24 protein-coding genes are annotated in these 14,426 nt (G+C 67.6%); 5 read left to right on the forward strand and 19 right to left on the reverse strand.

Annotated features, from left to right (window positions below):
* Positions 1–6: 6 nt before the first annotated feature.
* From CK500_RS08655 to CK500_RS08675, 5 genes are all read left to right on the forward strand, one after another.
* On the forward strand, positions 7–522 hold the full coding sequence (locus tag CK500_RS08655; RefSeq protein ID WP_095636842.1) for a cytochrome c oxidase subunit II: 516 nt from the start codon (positions 7–9) through the stop codon (positions 520–522).
* Positions 519–2,312, forward strand: a complete 1,794-nt coding sequence (locus CK500_RS08660) for a b(o/a)3-type cytochrome-c oxidase subunit 1 (protein WP_095636843.1) — start codon at positions 519–521, stop codon at positions 2,310–2,312. The genes CK500_RS08655 and CK500_RS08660 overlap by 4 nt, the downstream gene beginning before the upstream one ends.
* Positions 2,309–2,524 carry a CbaC protein gene (locus CK500_RS08665; protein ID WP_095636844.1) on the forward strand — a complete coding sequence of 72 codons (216 nt, stop codon included), beginning with the start codon at positions 2,309–2,311 and terminating at the stop codon, positions 2,522–2,524. The genes CK500_RS08660 and CK500_RS08665 overlap by 4 nt, the downstream gene beginning before the upstream one ends.
* 100 nt (positions 2,525–2,624) lie before the next feature.
* Positions 2,625–2,882, forward strand: coding sequence for a DUF7542 family protein (locus tag CK500_RS08670; RefSeq protein ID WP_095636845.1), 258 nt, complete (start codon positions 2,625–2,627; stop codon positions 2,880–2,882).
* Positions 2,883–2,973: 91 nt separating this feature from the next.
* Entirely contained in the window at positions 2,974–3,972 is a 999-nt protein-coding gene (locus tag CK500_RS08675; protein WP_095636846.1) for a Gfo/Idh/MocA family protein, read from the forward strand.
* A gap of 135 nt (positions 3,973–4,107) precedes the next feature.
* Here CK500_RS08675 and secY read toward each other — a convergent pair whose 3' ends face one another.
* From secY to CK500_RS08770, 19 genes are read right to left on the reverse strand one after another with little or no spacing between them, the layout of a single operon-like run.
* Positions 4,108–5,586: a preprotein translocase subunit SecY gene (gene secY, locus CK500_RS08680; protein ID WP_095636847.1), complete on the reverse strand. Its 1,479-nt coding sequence runs from the start codon at positions 5,584–5,586 to the stop codon at positions 4,108–4,110.
* A gap of 3 nt (positions 5,587–5,589) precedes the next feature.
* Positions 5,590–6,087 carry an uL15m family ribosomal protein gene (locus CK500_RS08685; protein ID WP_095636848.1) on the reverse strand — a complete coding sequence of 166 codons (498 nt, stop codon included), beginning with the start codon at positions 6,085–6,087 and terminating at the stop codon, positions 5,590–5,592.
* A complete protein-coding gene (locus CK500_RS08690) occupies positions 6,084–6,548 on the reverse strand; it encodes a 50S ribosomal protein L30 (protein ID WP_095636849.1) in 465 nt (154 codons plus the stop codon). The genes CK500_RS08685 and CK500_RS08690 overlap by 4 nt, the downstream gene beginning before the upstream one ends.
* Positions 6,548–7,195, reverse strand: a complete 648-nt coding sequence (locus CK500_RS08695; RefSeq protein WP_095636850.1) for a 30S ribosomal protein S5 — start codon at positions 7,193–7,195, stop codon at positions 6,548–6,550. Before CK500_RS08695 ends, CK500_RS08690 begins: the two co-directional genes overlap by 1 nt.
* Positions 7,188–7,745, reverse strand: a complete 558-nt coding sequence (locus tag CK500_RS08700; protein WP_050025370.1) for a 50S ribosomal protein L18 — start codon at positions 7,743–7,745, stop codon at positions 7,188–7,190. Before CK500_RS08700 ends, CK500_RS08695 begins: the two co-directional genes overlap by 8 nt.
* Positions 7,745–8,206, reverse strand: coding sequence for a 50S ribosomal protein L19e (locus tag CK500_RS08705; RefSeq protein ID WP_008847481.1), 462 nt, complete (start codon positions 8,204–8,206; stop codon positions 7,745–7,747). Before CK500_RS08705 ends, CK500_RS08700 begins: the two co-directional genes overlap by 1 nt.
* On the reverse strand, positions 8,199–8,909 hold the full coding sequence (locus tag CK500_RS08710) for a 50S ribosomal protein L32e (protein ID WP_095636851.1): 711 nt from the start codon (positions 8,907–8,909) through the stop codon (positions 8,199–8,201). Before CK500_RS08710 ends, CK500_RS08705 begins: the two co-directional genes overlap by 8 nt.
* A 3-nt stretch (positions 8,910–8,912) precedes the next feature.
* Complete coding sequence (locus CK500_RS08715; protein WP_095636852.1) at positions 8,913–9,446, reverse strand: 50S ribosomal protein L6; 534 nt, start codon at positions 9,444–9,446, stop codon at positions 8,913–8,915.
* 2 nt (positions 9,447–9,448) lie between these two features.
* Positions 9,449–9,841, reverse strand: coding sequence for a 30S ribosomal protein S8 (locus tag CK500_RS08720; protein WP_004047215.1), 393 nt, complete (start codon positions 9,839–9,841; stop codon positions 9,449–9,451).
* 2 nt (positions 9,842–9,843) lie between these two features.
* Positions 9,844–10,017 (reverse strand): 30S ribosomal protein S14, encoded by a 174-nt coding sequence (locus tag CK500_RS08725; RefSeq protein WP_004047216.1) that lies wholly within the window; start codon positions 10,015–10,017, stop codon positions 9,844–9,846.
* Positions 10,014–10,538: a 50S ribosomal protein L5 gene (locus CK500_RS08730; protein ID WP_095636853.1), complete on the reverse strand. Its 525-nt coding sequence runs from the start codon at positions 10,536–10,538 to the stop codon at positions 10,014–10,016. Before CK500_RS08730 ends, CK500_RS08725 begins: the two co-directional genes overlap by 4 nt.
* Positions 10,531–11,256, reverse strand: coding sequence for a 30S ribosomal protein S4e (locus CK500_RS08735; protein ID WP_095636854.1), 726 nt, complete (start codon positions 11,254–11,256; stop codon positions 10,531–10,533). The genes CK500_RS08730 and CK500_RS08735 overlap by 8 nt, the downstream gene beginning before the upstream one ends.
* Positions 11,253–11,609 carry a 50S ribosomal protein L24 gene (rplX, locus tag CK500_RS08740; protein ID WP_095636855.1) on the reverse strand — a complete coding sequence of 119 codons (357 nt, stop codon included), beginning with the start codon at positions 11,607–11,609 and terminating at the stop codon, positions 11,253–11,255. The genes CK500_RS08735 and rplX overlap by 4 nt, the downstream gene beginning before the upstream one ends.
* Before the next feature lie 2 nt (positions 11,610–11,611).
* Positions 11,612–12,010 carry a 50S ribosomal protein L14 gene (locus CK500_RS08745; protein WP_004047220.1) on the reverse strand — a complete coding sequence of 133 codons (399 nt, stop codon included), beginning with the start codon at positions 12,008–12,010 and terminating at the stop codon, positions 11,612–11,614.
* A complete protein-coding gene (locus CK500_RS08750; protein WP_008001361.1) occupies positions 12,010–12,354 on the reverse strand; it encodes a 30S ribosomal protein S17 in 345 nt (114 codons plus the stop codon). The genes CK500_RS08745 and CK500_RS08750 overlap by 1 nt, the downstream gene beginning before the upstream one ends.
* Positions 12,345–12,803, reverse strand: a complete 459-nt coding sequence (locus CK500_RS08755) for a ribonuclease P protein component 1 (protein WP_095636856.1) — start codon at positions 12,801–12,803, stop codon at positions 12,345–12,347. Before CK500_RS08755 ends, CK500_RS08750 begins: the two co-directional genes overlap by 10 nt.
* A 2-nt stretch (positions 12,804–12,805) precedes the next feature.
* The gene (gene rpmC / locus CK500_RS08760; protein WP_008847473.1) at positions 12,806–13,018 is read right to left on the reverse strand and encodes a 50S ribosomal protein L29; all 213 of its coding nucleotides are present in this window, start codon (positions 13,016–13,018) and stop codon (positions 12,806–12,808) included.
* Positions 13,018–13,959 (reverse strand): 30S ribosomal protein S3, encoded by a 942-nt coding sequence (locus tag CK500_RS08765; protein WP_095636857.1) that lies wholly within the window; start codon positions 13,957–13,959, stop codon positions 13,018–13,020. The genes rpmC and CK500_RS08765 overlap by 1 nt, the downstream gene beginning before the upstream one ends.
* Positions 13,959–14,423, reverse strand: a complete 465-nt coding sequence (locus CK500_RS08770) for a 50S ribosomal protein L22 (protein ID WP_095636858.1) — start codon at positions 14,421–14,423, stop codon at positions 13,959–13,961. Before CK500_RS08770 ends, CK500_RS08765 begins: the two co-directional genes overlap by 1 nt.
* Positions 14,424–14,426 lie beyond the last annotated feature (3 nt).

Raw genomic sequence — 14,426 nt, forward strand, 5'->3', positions numbered from 1 at the left:
CACGAGATGCACATTCACGCCTACGAGAAGCTCTGGCTCGCGGCGTCGGTGCTTCTGATACTGTTCCTCCTCGGCTCGGTCACGTACGGCGCCGTCGGACCGGGGGTCGCGATGGTGAGCGACAGCGAGCCGGCGATCGACGCCGGCGCGCTCGACGAGGACGATCGGTTCTCGGAGCCCCGCGTCGAACAGGTCGGGGAGAACGAGTACGCGGCGTACGTCGTCGCTCGCCAGTTCGGGTTCCAGCCCGATCCCATCGTCGTGCCGGCGAACAGCACCGTGACGTTCTACGTCACTTCCGCGGACGTGATCCACGGGTTCGAAGTCGCCGGGACGAACGCCAACACGATGGTGGTACCCGGCGAGGTCTCCGAGATCACCGTCGAGACCGACGGACCGGCCGAGTACGGCATCGTCTGTAACGAGTACTGCGGCGCCGCCCACCACGCGATGGAGGGGAAACTGGAGGTCGTGAGTCAGTCGGCCTACGAGGAGCGCGCCAGCGGGGGTGACGGCGAATGAGCGAGGCGATCGAGGGCGATCGGACGTTCGCCGACAAGTTCCCCGAGGAGGCGCGTGTCGTTCGCGCCGCGCTGCTCGGGTCGTTCCTCGCGCTCACCCTCGGTGCGGTCTTCGGGATCATTCAGACGCTCCACCGGACCGGCGTCTTCCGGGGGCTCATCAGCTCCACCGACTACTACACGTCGCTCACCGCACACGGCGTGTTCCTCGCGCTCAGCTTCACGACGTTCTTCCTCGTCGGCCTGTTCACGTGGGCGGTCGTGCGGAGCCTCGACAGGCCGGTGATCGACATCCGGATCACGTGGACGTGGTACGGCCTCATGGCGGCCGGGATGACGATGACGGGGATCTCGATCCTCGCCGGCTTCGTCAACGAGCTCGACATGAGCGCCGACGTTCTCTTCACGTTCTACGCCCCGCTGCAGGCGCACCCGATGTTCTACGCGGGGCTCGCCGTCTTCATCGTCGGATCGTGGATCGCCGGCGCCGACTACTTCCGGACGTGGCTCGCGTGGAAGCGCGAAAACCCCGACGAGCGGATCCCGCTGCAGACGTTCATGGTGTTGACGACGATGGCGATGTGGTACATCGCGTCGTCCGCCGTGGCGGCCTCGGTACTGATCTTCCTGCTGCCGTGGTCGCTCGGGCTGATCGATCAGGTGAACCCGACGCTGACCCGGACGCTGTTCTGGTTCTTCGGCCACCCGGTGGTGTACTTCTGGCTGATGCCGGCGTACCTGCTGTGGTACACGGTGCTTCCGAAGATCGCCGGCGGGCGACTGTTCAGCGACCCGCTCGCGCGCGTCGTGTTCGTGCTGTTCCTGCTCCTCTCGACCCCGGTGGGGATCCACCACCAGTACCTCGATCCGGGGATCGCGGAGGGGTTCAAGTTCATCTCGATGACGAACACGATGTTCCTGCTGTTGCCGAGCCTGCTCACCGCGTTCACGGTCGTCGCGAGCGTGGAGTACGGCGCCCGCCAGCGCGGCGGGACCGGCCTCCTCGGCTGGCTCACCGACCTCCCGTGGCGGGACCCGGCGTTCACCGGGATGATGCTCGCGGGACTGATGTTCGCCGCCGGCGGCTTCTCCGGAATGGTGAACGCCGGCATGAACATCAACTACATGATCCACAACACGATCTGGGTCCCGGGTCACTTCCACCTCACCGTGGGGACCGCGGTCGCGCTCACGTTCATGGCCGCCACCTACTGGCTCTGGCCCCAGATCACCAACAAGCCGATCTACAGCCGAGCGATCGGGCTGGTCCAGGTCGTGGTCTGGTTCGTCGGCATGGCGCTGATGTCGAACGCGATGCACGCGCAGGGGATACTGGGCGTTCCGCGGCGGACCGCGGAGCCGGAGTACTCCGGGTTCGACTACCCGACGATGTTCGGGGGGTTCGAGGAGCTCAACATCCAGATCGCGATCGGCGGGACGCTGCTGTTCGTCTCGACGGTCCTGTTCATCGGGAACCTCGTGCTCACGATGGGGAACCCCAAGATCTCCGGGCTCGCGGAGGAGCTGCCGCCGGCGCTGTCCGGGCCCGACGACGCGCCGCGCGTGCTCGATAACCTGCGCCTGTGGGTCGGTATCGCGGTCACGCTCGTCGTCCTCGCGTACGCGCTCCCGCTGGCGGCGATCATCAACCGCGGCGGGCTGCTCGGGCCGGGCGTCGGGACGTTCCCGGTGTGGCTCACCCCCGTGCTCGACGCGCTCGCGAACGGAGCGGCCGCGGTGGTCGGAGGTGTCGTCGACGCGTCGGCCTCGCTGGCCGAGGTGGTCGGATGACCGTCGACGTGAGCCGCGGCGGACTCCTCGTGACGCTCGCGATCGTCGGCGTGATCGTCTACGAGCTCCGGACCGTACTCGACTTCGTCGGGATCGAGCTGCCGCTGATCCCGTACATGGCCGCCGTCTTCGTGCTCGCCGGCCTCGCGGTCTGGTTCGTCGTCCTCAAGGGGGGCTGGCGGACCGATCCGGAGGGCGACGAGCCGGCCTAGCGCCCACCGGTCCCCAGTATTCGGCGGTCGACGCTCTCCCGCCCTCTGCCGAGTACCCGATGACCGCGGCGGTTATGACGACGGAGCGCAAGAGGCGACCATGGACGAGACGCACGTCGCGGTTCGGTGTGACGACTGCTCGTTCGCAGCGGCCTACGACCGGCTTCGCGACGCCCGAACCGCCGTGGACGACCACGAGTCGACGACGGGTCACGGCGTCGACTGGGAGATCCAGTCGCTCGACGCCGGCGTCTCGCGGGCGGGCGCCGACGCCGGCGTTTGCGGTCGCCCTGGGTGCGCGAACGAGGACTCCCCGCTCGTCGATCCGGACCCGCCGGAGCCGGAGTCGGAGCGGTAGCCGAGACGGAAGCGAAGTGGTAGGCCGGGCCGGAATCGCCGCCGCGGTCGAGACACACGACTTTTTGATCGTCGGGGGCGTCGGCGACGACATGAGTACATCAGACGATCGGCTCACCTTCGGCGTGCTCGGAACCGCGGGGATCGCCCGCAAAGCGGTCGTCCCGGCGATCGCGGCGAGCGACCACGCGGTCGGCGCGGTCGCGTCTCGGGACGGCGAGCGCGCACGGCGGTTCGCCGAGGAGCACGCGATTCCGCGGAGTCACGGCTCCTACGAAGCCCTGCTCGAAGACGCCGGGATCGACGCGGTGTACGTCCCGCTCCCGAACGGGCTCCACGCCGAGTGGACGACGCGAGCCGCCGACGCCGGCCTCCACGTGCTCTGCGAGAAACCCCTCGCGGTCGACGCGGCGGAGGCGCGCGCGGTGACCGACCACTGCGCGGACCGAGGCGTCACCCTGATGGAGGGGTTCATGTACCGGTACCACCCGCGTACGGAACGCGTCCTCGAGCTAGTAGCGGAGGAGCTGGCCGACGTGCGCACGGTGACCTCGACGTTCCGGTTCCCGCTGTACGACCGCCCGAACGACGTGCGGTTGGACCCGGAGCTCGCCGGCGGCTCGCTGATGGACGTCGGCTGTTACCCCGTCTCGCTCGCCAGAACCGTCCTCGGCGAGCCGGACCGGGCGTACGCGCACACGCACGACACCCGCGACGCCGGCGTCGACACGGAGCTCGCGGGCGTGCTGGAGTACGAGGACGGTCGGTCGGCGCGGATCGCCTCCGGCTTCGATACGCAGCTGATCCAGCGCTACCGGATCGACGCGACCAACGGCTGGGTCGCGGTCGAGCGTGCGTTCGACGCGCCCACGGACGAACGGACGGAGCTGACCTACGAGATCGACGGTCGGCGCGGCGTCGAGACGTTCGATCCCGTCGACCAGTACCGGCTGCAGGTGGGACACTTCGCCGACTGCGTCGCCGGCGACGCCAGCCCGTTGACCGACGGCGGGGAGGCGGTCGCGAACATGCGAGTCATCGACGCGCTATCCGAGAGCGCCGACGGAAGCGGATCGGTGGCGATCGAGTGAGCCGAGCGGTCGAGTGAGCCGACCGCGGCGCCGTTTCGCCGACTTTCCGCGACCGCAGTCCGAATCGCGTCGCTGGCGGGAAGTGGATAAAGAGACGGTCGAGCCGCCCGAGAGGGCGGTCGAGGGGTAACGTCGCTACTCGTTGCCGAACATCTGGCGCATCATCGGGTGCATCTCCATCAGCTGCTCCTCTGCGATCTCCTCGTACAGCTTGTACGTGATGGAGACCGCGAGCAGCAGCCCGGTTCCGGAGACCTGACCGATGGTGCCGAGCAGGTTCGCCATGACGGCGAGCAGCCCGACGAGGGCGCCGCCGATGACGGTCACCTGTGGGATGTACCGCTCCATGACCTTCTCGACGACCTGCGGATTCCGGCGGAACCCGGGGATCTGCATCCCGGAGTTCTGGATCTGTTTCGCTGTCGCCTCCGGGCCCATCCCGGTGGTCTCGACCCAGAAGATCGCGAAGATCGCGCCGCCGACGACCATGAACGTGAGGTCGATAAGCAGCCGGACCGCGATCATCCACGGCTCGACCGACGCCGGGATCTCACCCAGGAACCACATCCAGTCCGTGCGGGCCTGGATCGGGTTCAGGTAGTAGAAGAACCCGGAGATGGGCTGTCCGGCGTCGTTGTAGACGCCGAGCCGCGCCGGCATCCCCGCCCACTGCGAGGAGAGGAGCTGCCCGAGGAACTGGATGTTCGCCTGCAGCGCGCGAACGAGGATCATCGGCAGGACGGACGCGTAGATGAGCTTCACCGGGAAGCGCCCGCGAGCGCCCTTCACCCGCGCGTGCGACAGCGGGATCTCGACGCGGACCGACTCCGCGTAGACGACGATCCCGAAGATGAACAGCGTGGTGAAAAGCGCCAAGATGTTCCCGGGATCGAACAGCAGGTTCTGGAGCCCCTCCGCCGTGAACGGCGACAGCGACACCGGCACGTCACCGACGATGATGCCGTACCAGCTCGCGAAGAACCCGGACGCGCCGAGCGCCGAGAAGCTGAAGAACCCGCCGACGATCTGCTGGCTCACGGCTGCGATGATGAACAGCCCGACGCCGGAGCCGACGCCCCACTTGCTCACGATCTCGTCCATGAACAAGATGAGGATACCGCCGACGAACACCTGCGCGAAGATCAGCAGCTCGACGCCGAACGTGCTGATGCCGAGCGCTCCCGCGACCGCCTCGTCCGCTGGAAGGAACTCGCCGGTGAACACCATCGGGGCCGCCGTCAGGGCGGTGACGATGATCACCAGCAGCTTCTGGAGGCCCTGGTACAGGACCTGGTCACGCGGGTCGTCGGTGTCGAGCCCCAGCAGGTTCGCGCCGCCCAGCAGCTGCAGAACGATGGACGCCGTGACGATCGGCCCGATGCCGACCTGTAGCAGCGACCCGGACTCCCCGGCGAGCACCGAACGGAACTGCCCGAAGAAGTCCGTCCCCTGACCCGCCGCCAACCCGAACGGGTTGATGTTGGTCAGGAAGAAGTAGACGATCAGGATGCCGGCCGTCCACATGAGCTTCCGCTTGAACGGAACGTGACCCGCGGGTCGCTCCACGACGGGCATCCGCGTGAGCACCGGTTCGGCGACCTCCTTCCAACTCATTGGTTACTCCTCGTCGTCCTCGTCGTTGGAAGTGTTTTCCGGTTCGTCAGCGGCCGCTTCGGCGCGCTCGGAGAGCGTCGCCTCGCCGCCGGCCTCCTCGATGAGTTCGACCGCGCCGGCGGTGAACGCGTCGGCAGTGACGCGGAGCTCGCGGCGGACCTGCCCGCCGCCGAGCACCTTCACGACGTCGGCCTCGTGGCCGTCCTCGACGACGTCGCGCGCGTCGACGACGTACGCGTCGCCGTCCTCCTCGGCGAGGCCCTCCGCGGCGTACAGCGCCGCGTCCTCGTCGAGCTTCTGAACCTTCACTTCGAGGACCTCGACCTGCGTGCTCTCGGGCCGCTTGAAGCCGTACTTGCCGAGCGGCGGGTAGTTGTGGTACTCGTGTTTCGCGCGGCCGGCCGCGCCGCGGCCGCCGCGGTGACCGGCGCCGCGCCGGTTCTTGTGCGTTCCGCCGCCGTGCGTCCGGGAGCCGCGCTGTCGACGTTTCTTGCTCGTCATCGCATCGCCTCCAGGAGACCGTCGATCTCCTCGGTGCTGTGTTTCCCGAGTTCGCCGCCCTCGATCACGGGGTGTTTGATGCCCTCGTGACCGCCGCGGGGGGCGTGGAGCCGGAGCGTCGGCGAGAGGCCCTGCTCGCGCAGGGTCGTCTCCTCGTCGACGAGCGCCTCGGCCAGCGCCTCGAGATCGGCGTAGTCGGTGTTGTCGTCGATCCACTCGTCGTCGATGTCGGCCGAGCCCTCGAGGGGCTCGCCGCGTCGCGCGATGGTGGCCGCGACCGCGTCGACGCTCGGTTCCCCGAACGCGACGACATCGTTCACCTTGGTGATCATACCGCGGTACGAGTCCGTCTCGGGGACGAACGTCGCGTGGTTGACGCGCCCGATGTTCAGCATGTCGAGGGTGTCCTCGACGCCGTACTCGAGGTTCACGTCGCCGCGGAGCTGCACGATCGCCTGCATCATCGACCACCCTCCTCGTAGTGAACTTCGCGAGCGTGCTGCGGAGTGCGGGACTGCGCCGCGTTCTCCAAGGCGTTGAACGTCGCCTTCGCGAGGTTGACGGTCGTGCGGGTGTTGCCGTCGGAGTTCGTCCAGGCGTCCTCGACGCCGGCGAGCTCCAGGATGTTCCGGACCGTTTCCGCCGCGGCCAGCCCGAGCCCCTGCGGGGCGGGCTGGATCTCGACGGTGACGGAGCCGGCCTTCCCCTCGGCCTTGCGGGTGAGGGAGTTGGTGCCGCCGGGCTGGTCCTCCCAGGACCCGGAGCCGCGGTCGACCTTGATGATGTTCAGCTTCGCGACGTCGATCGCCTTCTGGATGGCGCCGCCGACCTGGTCGTCCCGGGCCTGCGCGTAGCCGAGGTAGCCGTCGCGGTTGCCCACGGCGACCACGCAGCGGAACTTCACGCGGCGTCCGGAGTCAGTCATCCGCTGGACCATGTTGATGTCCAGCACCTCGTCTTCCAGCCCCGGGAGGAGCTGGTCGACGATCTCGGCCTCCTTCAGCGGGAGCCCGGAGTCGAGCGCCTGTTCCATTGACGAGATATCGCCGTTCTGTACCTTGCGGCCGAGTCGCGTCCGCGGTTCCCAGCCGTCGTTGTGTCTACTCATGGTCCTCCTGGATTGTCGCGAGCACGTCGTCGAAGTGCTCGGGTACGTCTGCGGCGTCGAAATCGCCGCTGTACAGCGGCTCGTCGAGCTGTTCGGCGTACGCGGCGATGTGCTCGCCGCGCGTGCGCGACCAGTCGGCCAGCACGTCGTCGTTGTGCGGGATTTCGAGGCCGGCGTCGATCGCTCCTTCCTGTACTGCGAACGTCTTGTTGCCGGGCGTCGCCGTGTTGAGCCCGATGTCGAGGACGGCCTCGTCGAGGCCGGCGTCGACGGCGCGGGCGCCCGCGAGGTAGCCGGTGAGGTACGCGCTGGGGAGGTTGCCCGTGGGGGCGTCCCAGCCGTACTCGCCGAGCTCCTCGCTGGAGGCGGCCGCGTGGGTCTCGTCGCCGTCGGATCCGGGAGTCACCAGCTGCGCCCTGACGTGAGCGTTGCTCACCCGAGCGACCAGGCGAGGCTTGCCCGATTTCAGCAGGCGCAACCTCTGATGGTAATCCGTCCGGACCTCGCGGCGGCGCCGCATCGGCACCTTGTATCGTGGTCCTGTCGCCATTAGTCCGTCACCTCGTAACCGTACTGCGTCTGGATGTACGCCTCCAGTCGCGCGACGTCCTCGAAGTCGCCGCCGCTCGCCTTGTTGTAGAGCGTGCGGTACTCGCTGGCGTCGAGCACGTCTTCCTCGTCTCGGAGCTCCTTCAGGCGGGCGCGCTGCGCGCGGATCCGCGCCTTCCAGTCGTCCTTCGTGTTCTGTCGCGCGCCGGACTTCCCCTTCCGGGTCCCGGCGCCCGACTGATGACCGTACGAGCGCTTCTCGGCGCGCTCGCGGGCCCGACCGCGGGAGTTCGTCTTCGCGTCCTTCGCGCGGATGGTGCCCTGTTCGATGAGCTCGCGGACGTCCTCTCGCGTGATGGCGTCCTCGATCTCCTCCTGTGCCTCGGGGTCGAGCCAGACGCGGCCCTTGCCGACGTCCAGCTCGTCCGCTGCGAGCCGTTTCTGCGCCTTCAGATCACTCATCGTTGACCTCCACTTCGACGTAGGTCGGGTTCAGCACGCGAATGCCGCGCTCCTCCGCCTCGTCTTCGATCAGTTCGCGCTTGCGACCGCCGACCTTCGAGGCGATCCGCACCGCCTGCGTGTCGCCGTCGACGCCCTCGAGGTCGTCCGTGTTGTGCACGCGGACCTCCTCGAAGCCGCTCGGGTGCAGGTCGCGGGACGCCTTCGGCGATCGGAAGCCCGCCTCGACGACGGGGCCCTTCGCCTTCATGCGGCGCCGCTGCTTGGAGAGCCCGCCGCGCGGCTTGCGCCACGACGTCGGGATCCGCTTTTTCTTGTGGTAGTCCTGCCGGTTGAACTGCGGTTTCCCCTCGCGGTGCTTCTGTGCGAGCGCGCGAGCGGTCTCGTCGTCCAGTTCCGGCGTCTTGTCGGCGTGACCGCGGGGGCGAAGCTCCGTCTCGACGTCCTCGGACTCGGCCTCCTCCTCGTCGGCCTCCTCCTCGTCCGTCTCGTCTTCGATCTCCGCGTCCGCCTCCTCGTCGACCTCCAGCCCGCCGACGTCGGCCTTGATACGCGCTGCGAGCGCGTTGCCGACGCCGTCGACCTCGGAGAGTTCCGACTGGGAGGCGGCCTTCACGTCCTCGACCGTCTCGTAGCCGGCCTCGCGAAGGGCGTCCGCCTTCGAGGGACCGACACCGCTGATGTCTTCCAGTTCTTCGGCCATTGGTTAGGCACCTCCGGTGGGCTTCTCGACGATGTACACGCCGTCCTGGAAGACGCGCGTGTCCTTGTCGGTCACCTTCGTCAGCTGTTCGATGTCGGCGGCGGTCTGCCCGACGGCCTCCTTGTCGGAGCCCGAGAGGGTGACCGTCTCGCCGTCGATCTGTACGTCCGTGTCCCCGCGGATCGGGGTGCGTCGCTGTGCTCGCTCGCCGAGGAAGTTCTCGATGACGACCTCGTCGCCCTCCACGGTCACCTGCATCGGGAAGTGGGCGTAGTACACTTCCATCGTGTACTCCCATCCCTCGGTGACGCCGTGGATCATGTTGGCGACGTGGCTCTCGAAGGTGCCGACCGTGGCGTTCGTCTTCGCGTCCTCGTTCTCGGAAGCGATCGCGACGACACCGTCCTCGACCGTGACCTCGACGTCGGGGTACCAGAGGCGTCGCGTGACGCTCCCGTTGGGGCCCTCGACGGTGAGTTCGAGGTGGTCGGTCTCGGCGGAGACGTCGTCCGGAATCTCGATTTCGACTCTGTTCATTGTTAGTAGACGTATGCGATCACTTGGCCGCCGATGCCCTCTTCGCGGGCCTCGTAGTGGCTCATGACGCCGTGGCTCGTCGTGACGATGAGCGTCCCGTAGTCACGGGCGGGGAGGTATCGCTTCTCCCACTTCTCGAACTCGTCCGCGCCCGCGGAGTAGCGGGGCTTGACGGCGCCACACTCGTTGATCGCTCCTTTCAGTTCGACCTCGAACTTCCCGGCCTTCCCGTCGTCGACGTACTCGAAGCCGTCGACGTACCCGCGGTCGTAGAGGACCTCGAGGACGGAGCCGATGATGTTGGAGGCGGGCTCAACCGTGTACGACAGGTGGCCAACGCTCTCGGCGTTGTCCATGCCGGCCAGTGCGTTGGTGAATGGATCGTTTCCCGTCATGATCAGCTGTACTTCTCGAATCCCATGTCTCGGGCGACCTCGCGGAAACACTGCCGGCAGAGGTTGATGTCGTACTTGCCGACGAGCCCCTGCTCGCGGTCGCACCGCCGGCACGTGTGCCGGGAGTCGGTGCGTTTCGACGCGTGCTCGCCCGTGTCGTTGTTCGCTTCGCTCATTCCGTTACCTCAACGTCGAAGTTCGTTTCGAGGAACGCAGCCGCGTCCTCGGCTGTCATCCGGTGGTTCGAGGGGATCGAGGCCGTCGCCTTGTCCCGCTTCGACACGCGGTAGCCGGGACGGACGATCGTCGTCGTCACGTCGAGGCCGTAGATGCCGATGCTCGGGTCGTACTCCTGGCTCGGGAAGTCGGTGTGGTCCTCGACCCCGAAGCTCAGGTTGCCCGTGTCGTCGAACTGGCTCTGCGAGACGTCGACGATGTCGAGCGCCGTCGCGAGGAACTCGTGTGCGTCCTCGTCCCGCAGCGTCACCTTGACGCCGATCGGGTCGCCCTTGCGGATCCCGAACTCGGCGATGGTGCGCTTCGAGGTGGTCCGGACCGACTGCTGGCCCGTGATCTCCTCGATGATCTCCTCGGCGTCCGCGAGCGGCTCACCGCCCTGTCCGACGCCCATGTGGACGACGACCTTCTCGAGGTACGGCTCGCGCATCTCGTGGGCGGCGCTCTCGGATTCACTCATCCGAATCACCCGCCTCGTCGGCGTCGTCGCCGGTGAAGTTCTCGTCGATAACGACGAGGTACTCCTCGACCGTCTCGTAGCCGTCCTCGTCGTCGCCGACGAAGACCGTGTTCGAGCCGGAGCCGAGCGTCACGTCGATGTCGGCCACCTCGCCGATGCGGCCGGCGTGCTGGCCGGCGACGGCGGTGACCAGGGCGCCCTCTTCGTACTCGAAGTGGGCGACGATCTCCTTCGACTCGTTGTCGACGACGATCGAGTCCTTCGTGTCGTACTCGGTGTCGGCGTCCACGAGGACGTTCGTCCCGTCGTGGAGCGTCAGCTGCGCGTCGCCACCGGGGACGACGGACTTGTTCGTGATCTTCCCGAGCCGGCTGCCGGCGGCCTCCTCGTCGACGGGGGTCAGCGCGAGCCGACCGCCCTCGTCGGGGAAGACGCGGAAGTACTCCCCGCGCTCGGGGAACGCCAGGATGTCGAACATCCCGATCGGACGCTGCTCGTCCGAGACGGCGTCCCCGTTGACGAGGACCGAGTCGTTGTTCAGCGCGTAGCGCGCCTCCTTCGTCGAGTCGACGTAGCCGAGCACGTCCCGCAGCAGGACGACGAGCGGAACGCCCGCCTCGCCGTGCGGGCCCGCGCCCGCCTTCACGGTGAACGTGTTCGTCTTGCGCTCGACCGGCCAGGAGTTCGGTACTGACAGTCGCTTCTGGTGTCGCGTCATTCGTTATCCTCCTGGAGCCGCGCCTCCCGGCGCTCGTCTTCCAGGTCCAGCTCGGTCACCCGGACGTTGCTCGCCGGAATGGGGCGGGGAACCTCCTCCCCGTCCGCCTTCTCGACGGTGACGTCCTCGACGGTGATCCGTTCCGCGGACAGGTCGACCGAGATGACCTCGGCCTCCGTGCCGGCCGCGTCGCCGCGAAGCACCTCGACGGTGTCGCCGGCGTTGACGCGGACGTTCCGCTGGCCGTACTCCTCGCGGAGCTCGTCCGTGAGGGTGGCCCGGACCTGGTTCTGCCGCTCGTGGAGCGGCGCGGTCTCCGACCGTTTTCGCTGTTTGCGTGGCTGTTTCGTCATGATTAGACGATCATCGTCGCGGTCGAGGCGATGCTCCCGAAGCGCTCGGCGACCTCGCGGGCGACGGGGCCTTTGATCTCCGTGCCCCGCGGCTCCTCGAGGTCGTCGATGATGACGGCCGCGTTGTCCTCGAACTTCACGCGCGTGCCGTTCGGACGGCGGATCGGCTTGCGCTGGCGGACGACGACCGCCTCCAGCACCTGCCGCCGCATCTCCGGGGTCCCTTTGGTGACCGAGACGGTCACCTTGTCGCCGATACCTGCCTTCGGGTGGCGGTTCTTCGTGCCGGAGTAGCCCGACACGGAGATCACCTTCAGCTCACGGGCGCCGGTGTTGTCGGCGCACGTGATGAGCGAGCCCTTCGAGAGCCCCTGCGTGACGTCGGCCTTGAGCGCCTCCATCACTGATCACCCGACAGGTTCTCGACGACGACGTGGGACTTCGTCTTCGAGAGCGGTCGCGTCTCCGCGATTTTCACTTCGTCACCGACTTCGAGCGAGTCGAGCACGCCCGGCACGTGGGCCGGGATGCGCGAGCGACGCTTCATGTACCGGTCGTATTTCGGTACGAACACGTCGTACTCTCGCTCGACGATGACGGTCTTTTCCATATCCGTCGACACGACCGTCCCCTCACGGGTCTGGCCGCGGACGGAGAGCTGCCCGTAGAACGGGCACTTCTCGTAGTCGTAATCCTCCGGGTTGTCTGGCTCCGGAGGCGTGGGTACGTCGATTCCTATCGCCATTGTGTGACACCTTGTTCGGTGCGTTCGGCGGGCCGATGCCGTAACCGCTCGCCATCCACCGTCGCGTAGACCGCGTCTTTGCACTCGCCGTTGTGGCTCGCCGGACCCGCGCCGTCACCGGTGACGACGCTTGCGGACCCGGACGGGCCAGACTGACGGGGGCGGACCCCCGTAGTATCCGACCCGAGTTGGGACGCGGACCCCGACGACTGTCCGTCGTCGGCGGCTTCATCTGTGCGGGCGGTCGGTCGATCGACGACCGCGAACTCGAACGTCGCGCCCGACTTGGGCACGCGTTTGTCCCCCGACCCCGTTCGCACCACGAGGGTGCCGAACGTCTCGGACAGCACGCGACCGGCGATGCCCACGTGGGCGTCGCTGTCGGCGTCGACCACCCGAACCGGGAGGCCGACGAGTTCGTGCCGAACGAGCTGGTCGGGGGATATCATCGTTATTCGTCGTCGAAGTCGCCTTCTTCCGCCTGGATCGTCTTGATCCGCGCGATCGTCTTCTTCAGCTCCTTGACGCGGCCCGGGCTCTCCGGCATGCCGCCGGCGGCGCGCTGCGCCTTCGAGTTGAGCAGCTCGGTCTCGAGCTCCTCGAGCTCGACCTGCCGCTCGGCTGCCGTCATGTCGCGGATCTCGTCCGTGTAGAGGATCGCCATTATTCGTCCTCCTCCTCGTCTTCGTCCGCGGCCTCCATCTCCGCGACGAGGTCCGCGGCCTCCTCTTCGATCTCCTCGTCGAGCTCGTCGACGTCGTCGGCCTCCGCGTCGCCGACCGGCTCCTCGGCGGCGACGTCGGTCGCCTCCGTGGCCGTCTCCTGGGTCTCCTCGACGACTTCCTCGACGACCTCCTCGTCGATGACCTCTGCGGGGTCGTCGTCGGGGACCTCGACGTCGTCGTCGGCGCCCACGTCGGGCACCTCCTCGGGCTCCTCTTCGAGCAGCGACTCGACGCCCTCGTCGGCGTCGACGTCGACCGCCGCCTGCTCGACCTCGGGGACCTCGGCGTCCTCGCGGATGTCGAAGTCGTCCGGGAGCTGCGCGCCCGGCGGGATGATCTTCACGTTGACGCCGATCGTCCCGAGCTTCATCACCGCGACGCCCTGGCCGTGGTCGACGACTTCCTCCGCGGGCTCACCGTTGTGCTTGATGTAGCCGCGGTTGAACTTCTCGACGCGCGAACGCGCGCCGGTGACCTTCCCGGACAGGACGATCTCGGCGCCCAGCGCGCCCGCATCCATGATCCGGTCGATCGTCGTGTGCCCGGCCTTCCGGAAGTACCAGCCGCGCTCCAGTGCGTTCGCGAGACGGTCCGCGACGATCTGGGCGTTCAGGTCGGGCTCGTCGACCTCCTGAACGTCGATCTGCGGGTCGTCCATGTCGAAGCGGTCCTCGAGCTCGGTGGTGATCTTGCGGATGTTCTTCCCGCCCTTCCCGATCACCATGCCGGGCTTTTCGGCCTTCAGGACGATCTGCGTGCCCATCGGCGTCTGGGCGACGTCCATGCCGCCGTAGCCGGCGCGGCCGAGCTCGTCCGCGAAGAACTCGTTGATCTGTGAACGGCGCAGGCCGTCCTCGATGAATTGGTGTTCGTCAGCCATTATTCGTCAGCCTCCGGCTCCTCGATGATGAGCTCGACGTCGGCGAGGGTGGTGTTCCATCCGGTGGCACCCGCGGCGCGCGGGTTCCGGCCGGGTCGCTCGCCGACCTTGTGGGGAGCGACGTGTTTGATGACCATCTCGTCGCCGTCGAAGCCCTGTTCGTCTGCGTTGTTCTTGACGTTCTCTAAGAGCTTCAGGAAGTCCTTGGCGGCCTTCTCGGGGTACCGTCCCGCGTCCCAGCCGTCGATGTCGGAGCGGTGGCCCGCGCCGGCGTTGTGCTGGCGCATCGGCACCGAGGTCTCCTCGTCGATGACTTCCTGCAGGAACTCCTCGGCGTCGGCGACCGTCTCGCCTTTGATCTCCCGGGAGATCTCCTTGCTGTCCTTCACGCTGATGGGCCGCTCGCGGAGCATCCCCTTGGCGGTGGTCTCCGGGTCGGCCTCGACGCTGTAGTTGATTCCCATGGG

The organism is Halorubrum salipaludis, assembly GCF_002286985.1.
Classification (GTDB): Archaea; Halobacteriota; Halobacteria; order Halobacteriales; family Haloferacaceae; genus Halorubrum; species Halorubrum salipaludis.